The sequence below is a fragment of the Clostridium sp. 7_2_43FAA genome (assembly GCF_000158375.2).
In the GTDB taxonomy this organism is placed as follows: domain Bacteria; phylum Bacillota; class Clostridia; order Clostridiales; family Clostridiaceae; genus Clostridium; species Clostridium tertium.
The window spans coordinates 2052472-2071592 of the sequence record NZ_JH815222.1; the positions used below are offsets into that span (position 1 = coordinate 2052472).

Genomic DNA, 19121 nt, shown 5'->3' on the forward strand with positions numbered 1-19121 from the left:
AAAGGATGTAATCCTTTTATTTTTTATAGTAATTAACTTTTATCTTCAGATCTTGGTTTATTTTTTCCAAGTTTTCTAGATTCCTTAGAATAGCCTACTTCGTCAGCAGTTTCCATTTGCATTTTCTTTAGTTCTGTTCTAGTTTTTTGTCCTGACTTCTTATTTTTTTTAGAATTCTTATTATTTTTATGTGCCATATAAAAACACCTCCTATCTTATATATTTTTAAGATATTAAGGTACTTTTATGCTAAGTAATAATTAGAAATTTTAGTTATTCCTCATATATTATATTATCACAATTTTCTTTGACTTTTTCTAAATCAGTTGTTGATTTTACCGTCCATCCTAAAATAGGTACATTTCTATTACGTTGAAATTTAACTACAGCTTTTGGTAAATAATCAACTTCATAGGCTATAAAAGCTGGTTTACTTTCAAAATTTAAAAGTAAGTTTTTTAATAAAAACTTTTTGTATTTAGGTAAATCAGAATCATCAAAAGATCCAGATAATTGTCCTCTTGGTATTTCTGGTGCATTCTTTTTAAACCATGATAAAACAAATGGATTAAATGCTTGAACAGCTATATCTCCCTTATAATCCTTTATTATATTATAAACTTCACTTTCAAGGATTCCAACTTTATCCTCATTCTTTATTTCAATAAGCAGTGGAACTTTTCCATCTATAAGCTCCAAAACTTCATTTAAAGTAGGTATATACTCATTTGTATTTAAAAGTTTTAAATCTAAAATATCTATATATTCTAGCTCATTTACATTTTTATTTGACCCTGTCATTCTTTCTAAATTATAATCATGAAAGACAACAACTTTGTTATCTTTAGTTAATTGAACATCTAATTCTATAGCCACATTTTTATCAATAGACTTTTTATATGCTTTTAAAGAATTTTCAGGTATATCATCATTATTATGTAGACCTCTATGAGATATTTTAGTATTTTTAACCCACTCTAAACTTCCATCTTCTATTGGCGTAGCTTTAGTTAATAAAAATAGACTTATTAAACATAATAATACTATTCCCAAAACAATAGATGAAATTATAATTATTTTTTTCTTCATAAATTTTCTCCTCATATTCAAATTTAAAACCATTAATTACCACAATAAAATTATATCACTTATAAAACTAAAAAATAGTAGCTGCCTAAAAAAATAAGCAGCTTATATCAGTATCATTTATTTATTTTTATAAAAATCCTCTAACCTAATTCTTATTTGCTTTATAAAATCATAAGAATTAGTTACAGTAATACTTTCCAAGTCGGATAAAAGTGCTAAATCTTTTGTCATATACCCTTCATTAATTGTCTTTATAGATGCCTCTTCCAGCTTATTTGCAAATTCTACTAATTCATTTAAATTATCTAGTTCCCCTCTTTTTCTTAATGCACCTGACCAAGCAAATATTGTTGCTATAGAATTAGTAGATGTTTCTTTTCCTGCTAGATGGTTGTAATAATGTCTTTGTACAGTTCCATGAGCTGCTTCATATTCATAATAACCTTCTGGCGATACTAATACAGAAGTCATCATTGCAAGAGATCCAAAGGCTGTTGCAACCATATCACTCATAACATCACCATCATAGTTTTTGCATGCCCATATGTACCCTCCTTTTGATTTTATCACTCTTGCTATTGCATCATCAATTAATGTATAAAAATATTCTATATTAAGCTCCTCAAATTTCTCTTTGTACTCTTTGTCAAATATATCTTGAAATATATCCTTAAAAGTATGATCATATTTTTTAGAAATAGTATCCTTTGATGCAAACCATAAATCTTGCTTTGTATCAACTGCAAAGTTAAAGCAACTTCTAGCAAAACTTTCTATAGATTTATCTAAATTATGCATTCCTAGAACTACTCCGTTACCATCAAAGTTATGGATAAGCTCTCTAGTCTCTTGTCCAGATTCATTAGTAAAAACTAATTCTACTTTCCCCTTCTCTTCAACCTTCATTTCTACATCCCTATATACATCTCCATAAGCATGTCTTGCTATAGTTATAGGCTCTTTCCATGTTTTCACATAGGGTTTTATAGAATCAATTATTATCGGTGCTCGAAAAACTGTACCGTCTAAAATAGCTCTTATAGTTCCATTAGGACTTTTCCACATTTCCTTTAAGTTATATTCTTTAACTCTTGCTGCATTAGGAGTAATTGTAGCACACTTCACTCCTACACCATATTTTTTTATTGCTTCTGCTGCCTCTACAGTAATACTATCATTAGTCTTATTTCTATACTCTAATCCTAAATCATAGTACTCTGTTTTTAAATCAACAAATGGATTTAACAATTCATCCTTTATCATTCCCCATAGAATCCTTGTCATTTCATCTCCATCCATTTCAACTAATGGTTTTGTCATCCTTATTTTGCTCATATATAGCCCCCCAATATTTAATTTTTTAATAAGCTAATTATACATTATAAGTTAGTTTTTTACAATTAAGTTTATTTTTTATGTCTATTTACACAGAATATTTATCTTATTAAATATTAACAACTCAAATAATATAAAAATCATTTATAAAAAAAATCTGATACTAATTTATTTATAATTTTTAGTATCAGATTATTGTTTTATTTAATCATTATTTTTAAAAGCAAATTGATATTAAGACTATAGCAAATATTATCTGACAAACGCCTACTGTTCCTCCATATAACATTGCTTTCGGTCCTTCTTTTATTAAATCATTTATTTTAACTCTCATTCCAATTCCTGCTAATGCTATAATTTCAAAATTACTGCTAATCCATTTAAACATAGAAGATATAACTTGTGGTACAACCCCTATAGTATATAATATACAAATTATAAAGAATCCATTTATGAACCATGGAATATTAATTTTTCTCTTTTTGCTTAACTTTCCATTATCCCCATTTCCTTCTTTAATACCTTCAGTATTTGATTCTTTCTTAGTAGAAGACTCTTTAGATAAATCTATTTTTTCAAAAACTAATACAACTGCTACTAATAATATTATTCTTATAATTTTAAATACTGTTGCTAATTTTACAACATCATCTGAAACAAATTTTGCTGAACCTATTACCTGACCTACTGATTGTAATATCCCTCCCATCATCGCTGATGTTTGAAGTGTTTCATTATTATATAGAGCTGCAGTTATAAATGGAAGTAAAATCATTAAAATAGTTCCTATAACATTTACTATTGTTATAGCTATTACTTTATCAGAATCATCAGCATCTATTACTGGAGCTGTTGCACCTATTGCAGATGAGCCACAAACTGCATTTCCTGACGACATAAGCAAACAATATTTTCTATTAAATTTTAGTTTTCTTCCTATCCAATATGTTATAGTAATTGTTAATGTCATTTGTAAAATAACAAATATAAGTCCATTAAATCCAAGCTCCAATATCTCTCCTAAATTTAAATTAGCCCCCATAAGAACTATAGAATAATTTAAAAGATCCTTCTCTGCAAATTTAGTACCATTATCATATTTATTTCCTTTAAATATTGTATTTCCTACTAGTATACCTATAAATATAGCAAAGCTCGCAGCTCCAACTGTAGAAAATCTTTTCCCTAATATTTCTGAAATAATACCTATAATTAAGCAAATTATTAGCCCAGGTAATATACTCTTTATTTTTTTCATTATGTATTCACCTCAAAATCTATAAATTTTATATATCGTTATTATGACATTATTATAGATATCATTTGCTTAAAGGTAAAATACTATTATTTTATTATTATAATAACTATTTACTTATATACTTTTTATCCCTAGTATATTCTATAAACATATTCATATTGTTAGATATAAATTTATCTTTATGCATTATTAGATATAAATCTCTCTCGATTTTCCCTTCTTTAAGTCTAAAATAAAATAATTTTCCTGTATTAACTTGCTCTTCTATTACTCTATACGAAACACACCCCACACCAAGGTTTGCCTCAACAGTTCTTTTTATAGCTTCTGTATTCCCTAATTCTAAAAAAGTGTTAAACTTTATTTTATTCTTTTTTAAAAATATTTCTGTGTGTTCTCTTGTTCCGCTTCCTACTTCTCTCATTATTAATTTTTGATCTTCTAACATTTTACCTGATACTATTTGTAAATTTCTTAATTTATTTTCATCTCCACAAATAAATACTAATTCATCCTTCCATTCAACTTCTTTTATTATTTCTTCTGAATTGATTTCACCTTCAACAAATGCAAAATCCACTTTATTTTCGAGAATCAACTTTTCAATATTTTTTGTATTTTCAATAATTAAAGATATTTCAATATCTTTAAAATTACTAGAAAAATCCTTAATTATATCTGGAAGTATGTATATTCCTATAGTTGTACTCGCTCCAATAATAATTTTACCTTTTTTATTATCTGTAAACTCCCTTAAACTTTTAACTCCCTCATCATATAAGTTTAACATTCTCCTTGTATAATTTAAAAAAACTTCTCCTTCATGAGTTAAAAATAACTTTTTACCTATTCTATCAAACAGCTTTACACCAAGTTCAGCTTCCAATTCATTTATACTTTGACTAATTGAAGGCTGGCTTATATACATTTCTCTTGCTACTTTAGTCATATTTAAGTGCCTAGCAGTTTCATAAAATATCTTAAGCTTTCTAAAATTCACAGTTCACACCCCTTTATCATAAACAGAAGAACTCAGCAACTGCTGAGTTCTAAAATAATTTATTTATTTAAATCTTCATATTCTACATCAATTACTTCACCAACAGAATCATCAACTTTATTTGAATAATCATTATCAAAGTTTGATTTAGCTTCGTATCTATAACTATTACTCGTTGTACTCTTACCCCTCTTACTATCAAAGTATCCTTTTACCTTAAATACAATATATAAAATTACTATAAAAGGTAATATCCATACTAAAAGTTGGATAGCTAAAGCTGCAACTAATCCAATTAGTAAAACTCCACCCACTAAGTATAATCCTGTTTTTAATCCACTACTCATAATAAACCTACCTTTATATTTTATATTATTAGTTTCCGCTACAATAAAGGTATTATACCATATGGAAAAAACTTTTTCAATAAAAGATAACTTTTATTTCTTTAAAAGGTTTGTTATAACTCTTAATATTATTTTGATATAGTTTTATCTTTCTTTGCAATTTTCGGTAAAATAGCTCCTAATCCTAATAATACAACTATTGTAATTATTGTAAGAGAAATTTGGAACCACCATTCACCTGAATATGTTTCAACACCTTTTGGGAACATCCCCATTAAACAAGCAAAAGCAGTGAATATAAAGCACCAAATTCCAAAGCCTAAAGCTACTTTATTATTCTTTACAAATTTATAATCTGAATTAAACTTATCTGACAGCTTTTTAAGCATTATAAATGCTAAGAATACCCATAAGTATCTTAATGGCATTACTACTGAATTTAGTTTTAATAACCAATCAAATAATGCGTTCATATCCCCAATTCCTAAAGCTGGAACCATAATTAATATACCAACTAATATTGCAGTCATAGCATATCCGTTTATAGGAGCACCATATTTATTAGTCTTAGTTAATTTTCTTGGTATATAATTTTTATCAGCATCACCAATTAAAACCTTAAGCGGTGCATCTATTGAAAATACTAATGCTGATATTTGTGCAAGCATATTTGCTATTGCATAAATTATTAAGAATAAATTACCTAATCCATAATATTCACCTAACATCTTAAATGCATAGTATTGCCCATTCATCATAAGATCTTTTGGAATATTATTGGCATCAAACATCATTCCCATAGCCATTGATCCAAGTAAAGCCGAAACAGCAACCATAGCAGCTAGTACTATCATTCCTCTTGGAAATTCCTTACTAGGCTTATTCATATTATTTACATATGGAGATATTTTTTCAGCACCTCCAACTGCAAAAACTAGCATTGATAATGTTGTAAAATACGTAAAATCAAAATTAGGTATAATTGATTTTAATGTTATATTTGTAGTAGCAATTTCTATTCCTCTTATAGCTGGTGCTGCTACCATTAATAATATGTATAGCATAGACATTACAAAAACTGAAGTACCTGCAATGGTCCCAATTTTCTTTAGAGATGTAATACCTCTTGATGCTACCCACAAGAATACTAAAAATACAACTAATGTTAAACTTTGTGCTAAAAGTGTGTTCATATTGCTTATAAAAGTCCCATCTTGTTTTACAGCCCATCCAAGTGCTATTAAAACAGCCTGAGGCTTTTGAGCTAAGTAAGGTACATGTACTACCCAATAAGTCCATCCTGCAAAATATGCTAAAGTTGGTCCCATAGTTTGTCTAATCCATGTACTTACTCCTCCTTTCCCATCTTTAAAAGTTGATCCTAATTCACCAACCATTAAGGCATACGGAACAAAATATAAAGCAATTATTAATATCCATGATACAACTACAGTTAAACCCTGATTTGCAAAGTTATTTACTACATTTCCAAATCCCCAAACTGATACAAAGGCCATTAATGCCAGGTTGTACCACCTAATTTTTTTAGCGTCTTCTCCCATAACGCGCCTCCTTAAACTCTTAAGTATTAAATCATTAATCCATAATTATTTTACCAACACCAATATATTCCGACAATAATAAATATTTTATTCATTTACATATTTTTATTATATTAGTATTTTTTTAATATTTTATTGATAATATTAAATATTTTATTAATTATTCATAATATATTCTTATATTTCCCTAAAAATTCTTATTATATTATAAAATATACAAAACTAAATATATCTTAGATATTTTAACATTTTACATTGATTAATTATTCTACTTTATACTAAAGTACTTCTTATTATACAAATAATTAATCTAAATCAAACCATCTATTTATAACCTCTATTGTCTCTTCACTTGGATAATACATTTTATCTCCATCTTTGTTTCCTACTGCAAAAATTGAAAAACCTAAAAGCCACGGCTCTGATTCATAAGTTCTTCTGTATGCTTCAAAACCATTTGCTTGCTCTTGTGTGTTTATTTCATTTGAAAGATAAGGATTCCATGGTTCTACTGACGCCTTGTTAGTTCTTGGAAATCCTAATTCACCAAAGAAAATTGGTTTGTTCCACTTATCATAAAAGTTTTTAACTTGCTCCTTAATTTCTTGCTTTCTATTATATCTTTGAGATGAAATCAGTGCATTTTCAAGATTAGCAACAGTATTTACATCATTATCAGTTAACTCAAAATATGAAGCAATAGATATAAAATCTACTTTCGAAAATATTTTATTATTTAATTTTGCATTATATTTTTTATTTAAATCATTTACTTGATTTTTGGTAATTTCATCATCCCAATTAGCTGTTGTCCAAAAGCTTGTTCTATATGTAATTAATCCTTTATAATACTCTCTTGTAAAATCAATCATATCGCAAAATTCATCTTCCATTCCCTCTAAATGAGTAAATCCTGTAGCAATATTTATTGCGTCTACTCTATAAGGAATGGCTATTTCATCTATTATAGGTTTTAATACATTTTGCTTCCAATTTATAAAAAAACTTTCTTTATCAGAAGGATTGTAATCTGTTTCATATTTGCTACCATTTGCAATCCATGGATAAGGCTCCAAAATTACATTTATCTTTTTTCCTTTAAGCTCTTTTAATAATAACTTTGCTCTTTCCAGACTGTTATTATCTACATTCATAGTACTTGAATCTATATCATCTATATTTATAACAATTGGTAAATTTATTGTGTTTAATTCTAGAGTTCCAATATCATTCATTGCTTGCTCTACTGTATAATCTGTTGAAAGGTTAGCTGATTTAATTTTTTCATTAAATTCATTATTTAATATTTTTCCTTCTCTTTTATTTAGAAAATTATTTATTATTCCTCTGCTTGTATAGTTAATTGCATATAAATAATACCCTGATATAATAAGAACAATAATTATCCCTGCAATTATTCTAACTTTTAAATCATCAGTTCTTTCTTTTTTAGTATTATTATTCTCCATAATTCCCCCATAATATCTATTTAATTTATTCATTATACAATATACCATTTTTTTAATTATTTTACAATTTTTATTACTTTTACCTTCACTAAAAAAGCTTAGGAATATATTCATTATTCCTAAGCTTTCTTAGTTATGTTAATTATTATATAAAGTTATATTATAAATTTTAAAACAAACACAATTCCCACTATTACTGTTGGGATAGTAATATCTTTATATTTTCCAGTAAATAATTTAATTATTATATAAGATAAAACACCAAATACCATACCATCTGAAATACTATAAGCTAGTGGCATCATTATAATAGTTAAGAATGCTGGTAATGCTTCTGTCCAATCTTCTAAATCTATTTCCTTAATAGGTTCTAACATAAATAATCCTACTAATACTAACGCACAACATGTTACTGCTGGTGTAATAACTCCAAATAATGGTGCAAAGAACAATGCTAATGTAAACATAATTGCTGTTGACACGGCTGTTAAACCAGTTCTTCCACCTTCAGCTACTCCTGATGCACTTTCAACAAATGTGCTTACAGTACTAGTCCCTAAACAGGCTCCTAATGTAGTTCCAATTGCATCGGCAAAAAGAGCTTTTTTAATATTTGGAACTTTTCCTTCACTATCTAACATTTTTGCTTTTGTAGCAACTCCAACTAATGTTCCAATTGTATCAAACATATCCATAAATAATAATGTAAATAATACTATTAACATATCTATAGAAAATACATTATGCCATTCAAATTTCATAAACACAGAACTAATTGAAGGTGGTGCACTTATAACTGAATCAGGTAAATTAGTAATTCCCATTGGAATTCCTATAATTGCAGTTATTATCATCCCTATAAATAAAGCACCTTTAACATTTCTAGCCATTAATATACCTGTTATAACTATACCTATAATTGCTAATAATGCAGGTCCCTTTGTTATATCTCCAAGTGAAACTAGTGTACCTTCACCTTTAACAATAACGCCTGCTCCTTCTAAACCTATAAGTGCGATAAATAAGCCTATCCCTACTGAAATTGCTTTTTTAATATTTGCTGGTATAGAGTCAACTATAGCTTCACGAACATTGAAGGCAGTAAGTAAAATAAATATTAGACCTTCTAAAAATACTGCTGTTAGTGCAAATTGAAATGAATATCCCATTCCAATAACTATAGTAAATGCAAAGAAAGCATTTAATCCCATACCTGGTGCTTGAGCAAATGGAAGCTTTGCATATAATCCCATTATTAATGTAGAAACAATAGCCGAAACTGCAGTTGCTGTAAACACGGCTCCACTATCCATTCCAGCTTGTGAAAGTATAGAAGGATTAACGATTAATATATATGCCATTGTCATAAATGTAGTTACTCCAGCTAACATTTCCCTTTTTATATTAGACCCCTTTTCAGTTATACCAAAATATCTGTCTATAAGTTGATTAGTTTTTGTTTCTTTTCTCATTTTATCACTCTTTCGTATTATTTTATAAATCCATGGACTATAATACATCATTTTTAGATAAATTCCAAGCATTAAACGAATATTATTTTATTTTTTATTATTATTTTCTGTGATAATATTTACATATGTATACTTTTATATTTTTTTCAGCGTTATAATTCGTAAATTAATAATCCTTATTTCTTTAAATATATTATTTTTTCATATATTAATAAATATCATTAACTTTATTTTATAAAAAAATGAATTTTTCTTTTATTTAAAGATAATAATTATAATACAGACCTTTGAATACAGATAGGAAAACTTGTGAAATTAATATAATATAAATTTCACAAGTTTTCCTATCTGATTGTATATATTATAATAATTTTAGACTTACAAATTTATTAATATAGTTCACATCTTGTATATCAATTTGATGATAATATTTCAAGTTTTATTTATTAAATTCTAATTACTATTTTATAAAAATATATTTTTATTAATTTGTTTTAAATTCTATACTTGATTTTGAAATAAAAAAGATTGTGGTAATAACGAAATCTTTTCGTCATCATTACCACAATCTTTAATTTAATATATCTATTATATTATTTTTTACTTCATTGCTTCTTCTATAGCAACAGCAACTGCAACAGTAGCTCCAACCATTGGGTTGTTACCCATTCCGATTAATCCCATCATTTCAACGTGAGCTGGAACTGATGAAGAGCCTGCAAATTGAGCATCTGAGTGCATTCTTCCCATTGTATCTGTCATACCATATGAAGCTGGACCTGCTGCCATGTTATCTGGGTGAAGAGTTCTTCCTGTACCACCACCTGATGCTACTGAGAAGTATTTCTTTCCTTGATCAACACATTCTTTTTTGTATGTTCCAGCAACTGGATGTTGGAATCTTGTAGGGTTAGTTGAGTTACCAGTAATTGATACGTCAACTCCTTCGTGATGCATTATAGCAACCCCTTCTCTAACATCATTTGCTCCATAACATTTAACTTTTGCTCTTGGTCCATTTGAATATGGAACTTCTCTAACTATTTCTAATTTACCTGTGAAGAAATCAAAGTTTGTTTCAACATAAGTAAATCCATTGATTCTTGATATAATATAAGCAGCATCTTTTCCTAAACCATTTAATATAACTCTTAATGGCTCTTTTCTTACTTTATTAGCTTTTTCAGCTATTTTTATAGCACCTTCTGCTGCTGCAAAACTTTCGTGTCCTGCTAAGAAAGCAAAACATTTAGTTTCTTCTCTTAAAAGCATAGCTCCTAAGTTACCATGTCCTAAACCAACTTTTCTATCATCTGCAACTGAACCTGGGATACAAAAAGCTTGTAAGCCCTCTCCAATAGCTTCAGCAGCATCTGCAGCTTTTACACATCCTTTTTTAATAGCTATAGCAGCACCTAAAGTATAAGCCCACATAGCATTTTCAAAAGCAATTGGTTGAGTTGATTTTACGATATCGTAAACATCTATACCCTTTTCATCGCAAACTGTTTTTGCATCTTCTATTTTAGTCATTCCGTACTTTTCTAATACAGGAATGATTTGATTAATTCTTCTTTCATAACTTTCAAATAATGGCATAATACTTTTCCCCCTTCAAACTATTCGTGTCTTGGATCGATAACTTTTACAGCTTCGTCAAATCTACCGTATTGTCCTGTAGCTTTTTCCATAGCTTCATTAGCATCCATTCCCTTAGCAACCATTTCCATCATTTTTCCTAAGTGAACGAATCTATATCCAATAATCTCATTGTTTGCATCTAAAGCAATCTTAGTTACATAACCTTCTGCCATTTCTAGGTATCTTGTTCCCTTTGCAACGGTTCCGTACATAGTACCAACTTGTGATCTAAGACCTTTTCCTAAATCTTCAAGTCCAGCTCCTATAGGTAGTCCACCTTCTGAAAAAGCAGTTTGGCTTCTTCCATAAACTATTTGAAGGAATAATTCTCTCATTGCTGTATTAATAGCATCACAAACTAAATCTGTATTTAATGCCTCTAATATAGTCTTTCCTGGTAATATTTCTGAAGCCATAGCAGCTGAATGAGTCATACCTGAACATCCAATTGTTTCAACTAATGCTTCTTCAATTATTCCATCTTTAACATTTAAAGTTAATTTACAAGCTCCTTGTTGAGGTGCACACCAGCCCACTCCGTGAGTTAATCCTGAAATGTCTTTAACCTCTTTAGCTTGTACCCATCTTCCTTCAACAGGAATTGGTGCAGGTCCATGATTTGGTCCCTTAGCAACAACGCACATTTCTTCCACTTCTCTTGAATACATCATATTATATCTCCTCCCTAATTATAGATTGCTATAGTCCTATTGGTTTATGAACACATTTTAAATATGTAGACTACAAGTAATCGGGACAAATCCCATCCCACCATGGGCAAATTTATCCTATCTATATAATACCAGATGTCTAAATCTCAAACAACATAATATTATAAAAAATTTCCCTTCTGTTCCATAAAATTTTACTACTTGCTATTTTAATCCACTTCTGATATAATAGTTTTTGCAGCCGGTCGGCATGGCGGAACTGGCAGACGCACATGACTCAAAATCATGCGGTTTTACCGTGAGGGTTCGATTCCCTCTGCCGGCACCAATAAGCACTTAAACTCTTGTAACTCAAGATTTAAGTGCTTTATTTTTTTATATTTAATTCATCATAAAACAAATTTAGAAATTATCTATACCAAATTGCATAAATATGGGTACAACATAAATATAATAAGTAACTACTATATCCCCCACTCCACTTTAAGCTTATTAACTATTTTCATCATTTCTCCATCATCTTTTGCTATATCGGGATGATATACCTTTGCTAAAGTTTTATATATTTTCTTATACTTGTCCCTATCCTCTTCATTGTAGTTACTATGTTTACTTTTATGGTAACTACTATCAGAATTATAACTTTTGTAGTTACTTTTAAAATTTTCATAGTAACTACGTTGTTGTTCTTTATCTGATTCATATTGTCTTTTTATTTGTTCTAGCATTTCCTTATTTCTAAGTACACCAAAAACATCATAACACTTATCATAAGAGTTAATACCATATATTTTCTGAAATCTTTCTTTATCTTTTAAATATTTATTAATTATTTTTTCGTGTTTTTTTATGAGTTTTATATTCATTTGTTTTCTTGTATTCTTCTTCTATTCCTTCAACTAACGGATTAAGTTTTTTATATATCATTTTACAAAGCTGTTCTTCTGTTATCCCAATTGATTCATATTTATTATTTAAATTGCAATAATCACCTATCCATGTATCAGAATTAGTAGCAATTTCATAATATTCAATTGTACCTATACTCCATTGTTTCTTTTTAACCTTACCATTTTCCCTATAACTCTTATGAATACTTATTTTGTAAGCCTTCTTTATAGATCTTTTAAATCTACCCCCTGTATATTCATACCCATAATATCCACAATTAACACCATATTTAACTGATGTATATTATGCCTCAAGTTCTTTGTATTCTCCATAAGTATTTTCTTTTTTAAGTTTTATTTCTTGTATTACACAATACACTTTATATCCCCTTCCTCGTATTTACTTTAATATAATTTTTAGTAACTACTCTATACTATATAAATATGCAGTGAAACTTCCTATTTAATTTAATTATCTTATTTTTTAAATAATTGGGGGCTACTATATAAGCTTTCTTCATACAAATAAATATTTTTAAAATTGTTTATTGACTATATTATTATGCACAAAAAAGGGACTCTTGCTAGAATCCCTTTTATCAATCTATTATCAAAAGTTGTTATTCTTTTTCTCTATTATACTTATCCTTAATAATGTTAATAATTAAAGGAGCTAATTTTATCATAGAATCTCTATAACCTAATTCAATATTGTCAATTAACTTACTTTTATTCATCATTACGCTTCCAGCTCCATTAACTAATTCTATCTTTTTAGATGGATATATTTCTATGATTTTATTTTTATTGAATCCCTCTTTGTTTAACCTATCCTTATTTGATAAGCCTACAACAATTATTAAATCACAATCATAGTTCTTTAATGGTGCTATTGGAATATTATCAATATTATTTTTAGAGTACTCTGGTGACTTAATTCCTCCATCTGCATATCTATTATTTTCTATTTTTATAGGACTAAAGATTATTGGTATAGCACAAGATGCTAAAACTATATTCAATATTTCTTCATTACTATATTCATTTAACTTGAAGTATTCTGGACTTTCTTTATCTATATTATATGCACATGCATAGATATCTCTATTGTGCATATTTATAGTTTCTATATTTACATACTCCTTTATAAAATTTTCTATACCTATTTGTGATAAAAGTCCTATATCATTGTTTTTTATTTGCTCTATTATACTCTTCTCATAATTACCATGAGTAATAGTCTTTATAAGTTCCGGTATTTTTATACTCCTAGTTCTTTCTTGTAATCTTATAAACCTAGAATATGTTATACTACTCCAACTATCTTTTATAATTTTTCTATCATTCATAGCAAATAACAAAGCATTCACAGATCCTACAGAAGTTCCCGATATAACTTTTACATTATCTACCAAATTCAATTCCCATATTGTTTTAAAAACTCCTGCTTCATAAGATCCCTTAGCTCCGCCTCCAGAAAGTACAAGCCCAATTTTAAAATCTTCTAACAAACTACCCATTTTAACCTCTCTTAGTAAAATTATCACTATATATTGTAAATATATAATGTATTTTCTTGATTAATTGAATTATATAATATCGATATTACATCAGTAAATATTTATTATTTATATTATAATACTAAAGGGGCTATATAAAAACGCCCCTTAATTTAAAATGTATAATTTATTGTTCGAAATTCAATTGTTCTTTCTAACTTAACTAGGAATTAATCTTATAATTTTATCATCCGAAGTATTAATACTTCCTCTTCCATCCCTATTACTTGTTGTAATATAAATAGATCCATCTTTACTCTCAACAACCTCACGTAATCGTCCATATTTATTTTTAAATAATAAGTCTATGTTATTTACAGCTGTCCCATTTGAATCTAATGATATTACAAGTAACTGTTCTCCACGTAAATTAGCCACTAGTAATTTCCCTGACCATGGGCCTTTATTTATAAAAGTCATTCCTGATGGTGCCCATGTAATATTTCCACTTTGAATCAATGGCAATTGTGCTTTTATTTCATTAGAAATTTCATCTCCCTGAACTAAAGGCCACCCATAATTAGCTCCAGGTCTTATAATATTTATCTCATCATGTGCTATTTGTCCATGCTCTGATTCATATAACACATTATTTGAATTCCATTCTAACCCTTGTGGATTCCTATGCCCTAAACTATAAATTGGTGAATTTTTAATTGGATTATCCCCAGGAATACTTCCATCTAACTCTATCCTTAATATCTTTCCTGCTAAACTTCTAACATCCTGTGCTAAATTGGGGTTTCCTGCATCTCCTGTTGTTATATATAACTTATTATCTTCGCCTATCTTTATACGTCCTCCATTATGAATTTCTCCACCTGAAATTCTATCTAGAATAATTTTATCAATAAATGCTTTATTATTTCTTTCAATTAACCTAACTACTCGATTATAAATTTTATTTTCTTCTAAATATGAATGCATTACATAAATATAATTATTTTCCAGATGATTTGGATCTAGTGCAATTCCCATCAAGCCACCTTCCCCTCTACTAATAAAAGGTGAAGTAAACATAATTAATGGTTCTTCCTTAAGTTTACCATTTTCAATTACCCTAACTGTACCTGATCTTTCTGTAAAATATATTTTACCTTCATTACTTATGTCTATAGCCCAAGGAACAAATAAGTTTTCTGCTATAACCTCTATTTTATATGGAAATTCTTTTGATGAAGATAATTCAGCTTTTGTATTCTTCACATTTTCACTACGAGATAACATATTAGATAAAACACTATATATTATTCTTTTCATAGCAACATCCTCCATATTATAATTAACACTTTCTTTATAATATGAATATATAACTATATTGCATCATCTTTTATTGTACATTACAAATATATATTTTCTTGTATTTAAAAATATAAATAGAAATTAAATCTCTACCTTTTATCACAAACTTTAATATAATTGACCCTAGATATTTTCTTGATTATTCTCAGGATTTTGTTCATCATTTATATTTGGATTTTGCGTAGGCTTGTCTTCCGGAGCATCATTAGGTTTATCTTCTGGAGTATCGGTAGGCTTCTCCTCTTTATCAGGCGTTGGATTTACTTCAGGTTTGTCCTCTGGATTCTCAATAGGCTTTTCAACTGGTACTTCAACTGGTTTATCTTCTGGATTAACAATAGGTTTATCTTCTGGTCTTGAATTTAAATTGGGACTTTGACCTTGTTCGTATGTATTATCAAATTGAATATTTGATTCTTCAATTGTAGTATTAATCGAATTTTCTTCAGCTTTTTCCTCTTCTTTCTTTTTTGACAACTCATTATATAATCTCTCATAATATAGTAAATCTTTATCCAAATCCCCTTTTGATTCATCTATATTAATGTTGTTATCTAGTTCTTTTATTTTAATTTTTAAAGATTCTAACTTTTCCCCTTTTTTAACTTCTAAATTATTATCCTTGACATTTTTCTCTTGTTCATTTTTTTCAATTTTCTTTGTAGAAAACATTTTCAAAGATAATTTTTCGTTATTTATTTTATTTGAATAAATAATTCCACTTGTAATCACAATTATTAAAATCATTATTAATCCTATGCATATTCCTAATTTTATTTTGAAATTATCATTGACTATTTTAAATATTCGTCTAATAAACTTCATATTAATCCTCCATTTTATATTAAAGTGTTTTTATCTATATTCTAGCAAAATATAGATAAAAATACAAATTAATACTATTCATAATACTACTTTATCATTAATATTTACTTATATAATTAAACTGCTTTTATATTAATTATATAAGTAAAATATTATACAACTCTATATTCATGCTAAGTCCATAAACTAAATAATATCAATTTCTTTCAAAATAATAACTTTTTCATCATTTTTTTAGTAAATATTATACAAAAAATTGTATATATGGTAAAATATCTTATATATTCGTCATTTTATGGAGGTTATATTAATGGAAATTATCAACAAAGAAATAATACGTAACTCTAATAATTTTTATATAGATATAATAAACAATTTACTTTTTACCCCAAATATCTTTATAAATAGAAATTATCTTAAAGATTTAATTGAGGATATGGAAAATAGATTGATTAATGATAAAATCGATAAAAATGAACAGTTTATAATAAAACTTATAATTGGACTTTGTAATGAGAAATTAGAAGAATATTTCTATGCCATAAATATATTTAATGAATTGATTAAAAGTAAAGAATTTATAAAAGATTCATTTATTATAGGTGTCTTATATATTTCTTTGTCCCTTATTAATTTAAAAATAAATAATATAAATTTACAAAAGAAATATTTTAATTTAAGCAAATCATTTTTAGAAGATAATAATCAATTTGAACTTTTACTTTTTCTTTATATAAATACTTCTGTCGTAAACTTAAAAATCTATAAATTTGATATTTACTTATATAATAATATTGATAGTTCATTTAAAATTTTAGCAAAACATGAATATAAATATGCATCTCAAGCATATTTAATACTTGGAATTATATATTATAAATATCTAAATTTAAATAATATATCAATAAAGCTTTTAAGTAAAGCTTTATACATAGCAAAAATTAATGGCCAAAATGAAATACAAATTTTAGCAAAGTATCATATAGGTTCAGTTAATATGCAATTATATAAATTTAAATATAGTAAAAATTTATACAAAAGTATCTTAAAAGATTATGAGCATTTATTGCCTATTAATATTAAAATTGATATCTATATTAAGTTAGTAAAAATATATATTAAATCTAATGCAAATTCAGCTGAGATAACTAAATTATTAAATATTATTGAAAAAAGTATTTATAAGTTAGATCTTTATTATATTGATATTTATCTTATAAAGTATAATATACTACTAGTCCAATGTAAGATATCTCAAACCCATGAATCTATAATCGATTCATCATTAAGTAGCTTATTTTACTACTTGGACAATGCATATTATATATATAAAAGTAATATTTCAAAGTTTAAATTTATGGATTTTGATTATTGGCTAGAAATAACGTATGGAAATTTATTTTTTAAATTAAATGACTATGATAATGCATTATTCCATCATAAAAAATCATTACTTTATTCTGAGAAATATAAAAATGAGAATACAATATGTTCATATAAATTAATTTATAAGGATTTTGAAGCTCTTGAAAATTATAAAGAAGCCCTTAGTTATCTTAAGGCTTCAACAGAAACTCTTGAAAGTTATACTAGAAATAAAAAATCTGATATTTATATTCAATTATTTGATGATTATGAAAACCTAAAATACTATGATTCAATTAAGAACGACTTCTTTTCTAATCTCAGTCATGAACTTAGAACTCCTATTAATATAATTTATTCTTCTGTTCAGCTTATAAGTTCATTAAAAGATAGAGATCCTGATTCACTAAAAGAATGTTTTTTTAAATATGAAAAGAGTGTAAGACAAAATTGCTTAAGGATGTTGAAACTAATAAATAATTTAATAGATATAACTAAAATTGATTCTGGATCAGCTAAATTAAATCTTGTACATCTCGATGTAGTATCCTTTATCGAAGACTTAACCTTATCTATAATTCCCTATACAAGATATAAGAAGCTTAATGTCACTTTTGATACAAACGTTGAAAAATTATATATGAATTTAGATACTTATGCATTAGAAAAAATATTGCTAAATCTTCTATCTAATGCAATAAAATTTACCAATCCTAATGGTAATATTTTAGTTAAAATTGATGCTAATAAAAATTTCACTAAAATAATTGTAAGAGATGATGGTATAGGAATACCAAGTAATTTAAAAAACCTTATCTTTGATAAGTTTTTTAAAGTAGATGATACTCTATCTAGAAAAACTGAAGGGAGTGGTATTGGTTTATCAATAACAAAAGGACTAGTTGAGATGCATGGAGGATTTATTATTGTTAATGATGAATATACTAATGGCACTGAATTTATAATTAATTTACCAACCCTTCCTGAGAAGAAAACTTTAGAAAATAGTGATTTTAAATACTTCATAGATGACGAAAAAATTATAAGAGAATTATCTGATATTTATGAGTTATTTTAAATAAATAGTAAGTTATACTGAGTTTTATTATTTAATACTTAGTATAACTTTTTCATTTATTAACTATAATTTCTATTTTTATTATTGTTAAACAAGCTTTGCTTATCCCCGCCCTCCCCTAAAGTTTATCATACATTTATTTTTAAGTATTCTAATTTACTTTAATTCAATATTAACACATTCTATAATTTATAATTTTAAAATAGTACTTTTTTATTAATTATGTATTTTTTTATGGCATTTAGTAAATACTAGTAT

The 19121-nt window shown here is 27.0% G+C and carries 16 protein-coding genes and 1 tRNA gene; 2 read left to right on the forward strand and 15 right to left on the reverse strand.

The window, feature by feature from the left end:
• Nucleotides 1-32 precede the first annotated feature (32 nt).
• The 11 genes from CSBG_RS18005 to CSBG_RS11380 form a co-directional block, all read right to left on the reverse strand.
• The gene (locus CSBG_RS18005) at nucleotides 33-197 is read right to left on the reverse strand and encodes a hypothetical protein (RefSeq protein ID WP_008679636.1); all 165 of its coding nucleotides are present in this window, start codon (nucleotides 195-197) and stop codon (nucleotides 33-35) included.
• A gap of 76 nt (nucleotides 198-273) precedes the next feature.
• Nucleotides 274-1089 carry a glycerophosphodiester phosphodiesterase gene (locus CSBG_RS11335; protein ID WP_008679637.1) on the reverse strand — a complete coding sequence of 272 codons (816 nt, stop codon included), beginning with the start codon at nucleotides 1087-1089 and terminating at the stop codon, nucleotides 274-276.
• 117 nt (nucleotides 1090-1206) lie between these two features.
• The gene (locus CSBG_RS11340; protein ID WP_008679638.1) at nucleotides 1207-2424 is read right to left on the reverse strand and encodes an NADP-dependent isocitrate dehydrogenase; all 1218 of its coding nucleotides are present in this window, start codon (nucleotides 2422-2424) and stop codon (nucleotides 1207-1209) included.
• Nucleotides 2425-2641: 217 nt separating this feature from the next.
• Nucleotides 2642-3682: a putative sulfate exporter family transporter gene (locus CSBG_RS11345; RefSeq protein WP_008679639.1), complete on the reverse strand. Its 1041-nt coding sequence runs from the start codon at nucleotides 3680-3682 to the stop codon at nucleotides 2642-2644.
• Nucleotides 3683-3788: 106 nt separating this feature from the next.
• The gene (locus tag CSBG_RS11350) at nucleotides 3789-4682 is read right to left on the reverse strand and encodes a LysR family transcriptional regulator (RefSeq protein ID WP_035285326.1); all 894 of its coding nucleotides are present in this window, start codon (nucleotides 4680-4682) and stop codon (nucleotides 3789-3791) included.
• 59 nt (nucleotides 4683-4741) lie between these two features.
• A complete protein-coding gene (locus CSBG_RS11355) occupies nucleotides 4742-5029 on the reverse strand; it encodes a hypothetical protein (protein ID WP_008679641.1) in 288 nt (95 codons plus the stop codon).
• 128 nt (nucleotides 5030-5157) lie between these two features.
• Nucleotides 5158-6591 (reverse strand): amino acid permease, encoded by a 1434-nt coding sequence (locus tag CSBG_RS11360; protein WP_008679642.1) that lies wholly within the window; start codon nucleotides 6589-6591, stop codon nucleotides 5158-5160.
• Nucleotides 6592-6896: 305 nt separating this feature from the next.
• A complete protein-coding gene (locus tag CSBG_RS11365; RefSeq protein ID WP_142418875.1) occupies nucleotides 6897-8060 on the reverse strand; it encodes a hydrolase in 1164 nt (387 codons plus the stop codon).
• A gap of 155 nt (nucleotides 8061-8215) precedes the next feature.
• Nucleotides 8216-9532 carry an NCS2 family permease gene (locus CSBG_RS11370; protein ID WP_035285329.1) on the reverse strand — a complete coding sequence of 439 codons (1317 nt, stop codon included), beginning with the start codon at nucleotides 9530-9532 and terminating at the stop codon, nucleotides 8216-8218.
• Between the two features lie 600 nt (nucleotides 9533-10132).
• Complete coding sequence (locus CSBG_RS11375; RefSeq protein WP_008679645.1) at nucleotides 10133-11131, reverse strand: GGGtGRT protein; 999 nt, start codon at nucleotides 11129-11131, stop codon at nucleotides 10133-10135.
• Nucleotides 11132-11151: 20 nt separating this feature from the next.
• Nucleotides 11152-11844, reverse strand: coding sequence for an iron-sulfur cluster assembly scaffold protein (locus CSBG_RS11380; protein ID WP_008679647.1), 693 nt, complete (start codon nucleotides 11842-11844; stop codon nucleotides 11152-11154).
• Nucleotides 11845-12088: 244 nt separating this feature from the next.
• Here CSBG_RS11380 and CSBG_RS11385 point away from each other — a divergent pair.
• Nucleotides 12089-12172: transfer RNA gene (locus tag CSBG_RS11385), tRNA-Leu, on the forward strand.
• Between the two features lie 136 nt (nucleotides 12173-12308).
• Here CSBG_RS11385 and CSBG_RS18590 read toward each other — a convergent pair.
• The 4 genes from CSBG_RS18590 to CSBG_RS18315 all read right to left on the reverse strand — a co-directional run bounded on the left by CSBG_RS18590 (nucleotide 12309) and on the right by CSBG_RS18315 (nucleotide 16420).
• Entirely contained in the window at nucleotides 12309-12710 is a 402-nt protein-coding gene (locus tag CSBG_RS18590; RefSeq protein WP_197736398.1) for a hypothetical protein, read from the reverse strand.
• Nucleotides 12711-13354: 644 nt separating this feature from the next.
• Nucleotides 13355-14254: a patatin-like phospholipase family protein gene (locus CSBG_RS11395; RefSeq protein ID WP_008679650.1), complete on the reverse strand. Its 900-nt coding sequence runs from the start codon at nucleotides 14252-14254 to the stop codon at nucleotides 13355-13357.
• A gap of 198 nt (nucleotides 14255-14452) precedes the next feature.
• Nucleotides 14453-15553 carry a PQQ-dependent sugar dehydrogenase gene (locus CSBG_RS11400; RefSeq protein WP_008679652.1) on the reverse strand — a complete coding sequence of 367 codons (1101 nt, stop codon included), beginning with the start codon at nucleotides 15551-15553 and terminating at the stop codon, nucleotides 14453-14455.
• A gap of 165 nt (nucleotides 15554-15718) precedes the next feature.
• A complete protein-coding gene (locus CSBG_RS18315) occupies nucleotides 15719-16420 on the reverse strand; it encodes a hypothetical protein (RefSeq protein WP_008679653.1) in 702 nt (233 codons plus the stop codon).
• 310 nt (nucleotides 16421-16730) lie between these two features.
• Between CSBG_RS18315 and CSBG_RS17770 the strand changes: the two genes are divergently transcribed.
• Nucleotides 16731-18863 (forward strand): HAMP domain-containing sensor histidine kinase, encoded by a 2133-nt coding sequence (locus tag CSBG_RS17770; protein ID WP_008679655.1) that lies wholly within the window; start codon nucleotides 16731-16733, stop codon nucleotides 18861-18863.
• Nucleotides 18864-19121 lie beyond the last annotated feature (258 nt).

Coding starts and splice junctions, on each gene's coding strand:
- CSBG_RS18005 (WP_008679636.1), bottom strand. CDS start 197: ATGGCACATAAAAATAATAAGAATTCTAAAAAAAATAAGAAGTCAGGA.
- CSBG_RS11335 (WP_008679637.1), bottom strand. CDS start 1,089: ATGAAGAAAAAAATAATTATAATTTCATCTATTGTTTTGGGAATAGTA.
- CSBG_RS11340 (WP_008679638.1), bottom strand. CDS start 2,424: ATGAGCAAAATAAGGATGACAAAACCATTAGTTGAAATGGATGGAGAT.
- CSBG_RS11345 (WP_008679639.1), bottom strand. CDS start 3,682: ATGAAAAAAATAAAGAGTATATTACCTGGGCTAATAATTTGCTTAATT.
- CSBG_RS11355 (WP_008679641.1), bottom strand. CDS start 5,029: ATGAGTAGTGGATTAAAAACAGGATTATACTTAGTGGGTGGAGTTTTA.
- CSBG_RS11360 (WP_008679642.1), bottom strand. CDS start 6,591: ATGGGAGAAGACGCTAAAAAAATTAGGTGGTACAACCTGGCATTAATG.
- CSBG_RS11365 (WP_142418875.1), bottom strand. CDS start 8,060: ATGGAGAATAATAATACTAAAAAAGAAAGAACTGATGATTTAAAAGTT.
- CSBG_RS11370 (WP_035285329.1), bottom strand. CDS start 9,532: ATGAGAAAAGAAACAAAAACTAATCAACTTATAGACAGATATTTTGGT.
- CSBG_RS11375 (WP_008679645.1), bottom strand. CDS start 11,131: ATGCCATTATTTGAAAGTTATGAAAGAAGAATTAATCAAATCATTCCT.
- CSBG_RS11380 (WP_008679647.1), bottom strand. CDS start 11,844: ATGATGTATTCAAGAGAAGTGGAAGAAATGTGCGTTGTTGCTAAGGGA.
- CSBG_RS18590 (WP_197736398.1), bottom strand. CDS start 12,710: ATGAATATAAAACTCATAAAAAAACACGAAAAAATAATTAATAAATAT.
- CSBG_RS11395 (WP_008679650.1), bottom strand. CDS start 14,254: ATGGGTAGTTTGTTAGAAGATTTTAAAATTGGGCTTGTACTTTCTGGA.
- CSBG_RS11400 (WP_008679652.1), bottom strand. CDS start 15,553: ATGAAAAGAATAATATATAGTGTTTTATCTAATATGTTATCTCGTAGT.
- CSBG_RS18315 (WP_008679653.1), bottom strand. CDS start 16,420: ATGAAGTTTATTAGACGAATATTTAAAATAGTCAATGATAATTTCAAA.
- CSBG_RS17770 (WP_008679655.1), top strand. CDS start 16,731: ATGGAAATTATCAACAAAGAAATAATACGTAACTCTAATAATTTTTAT.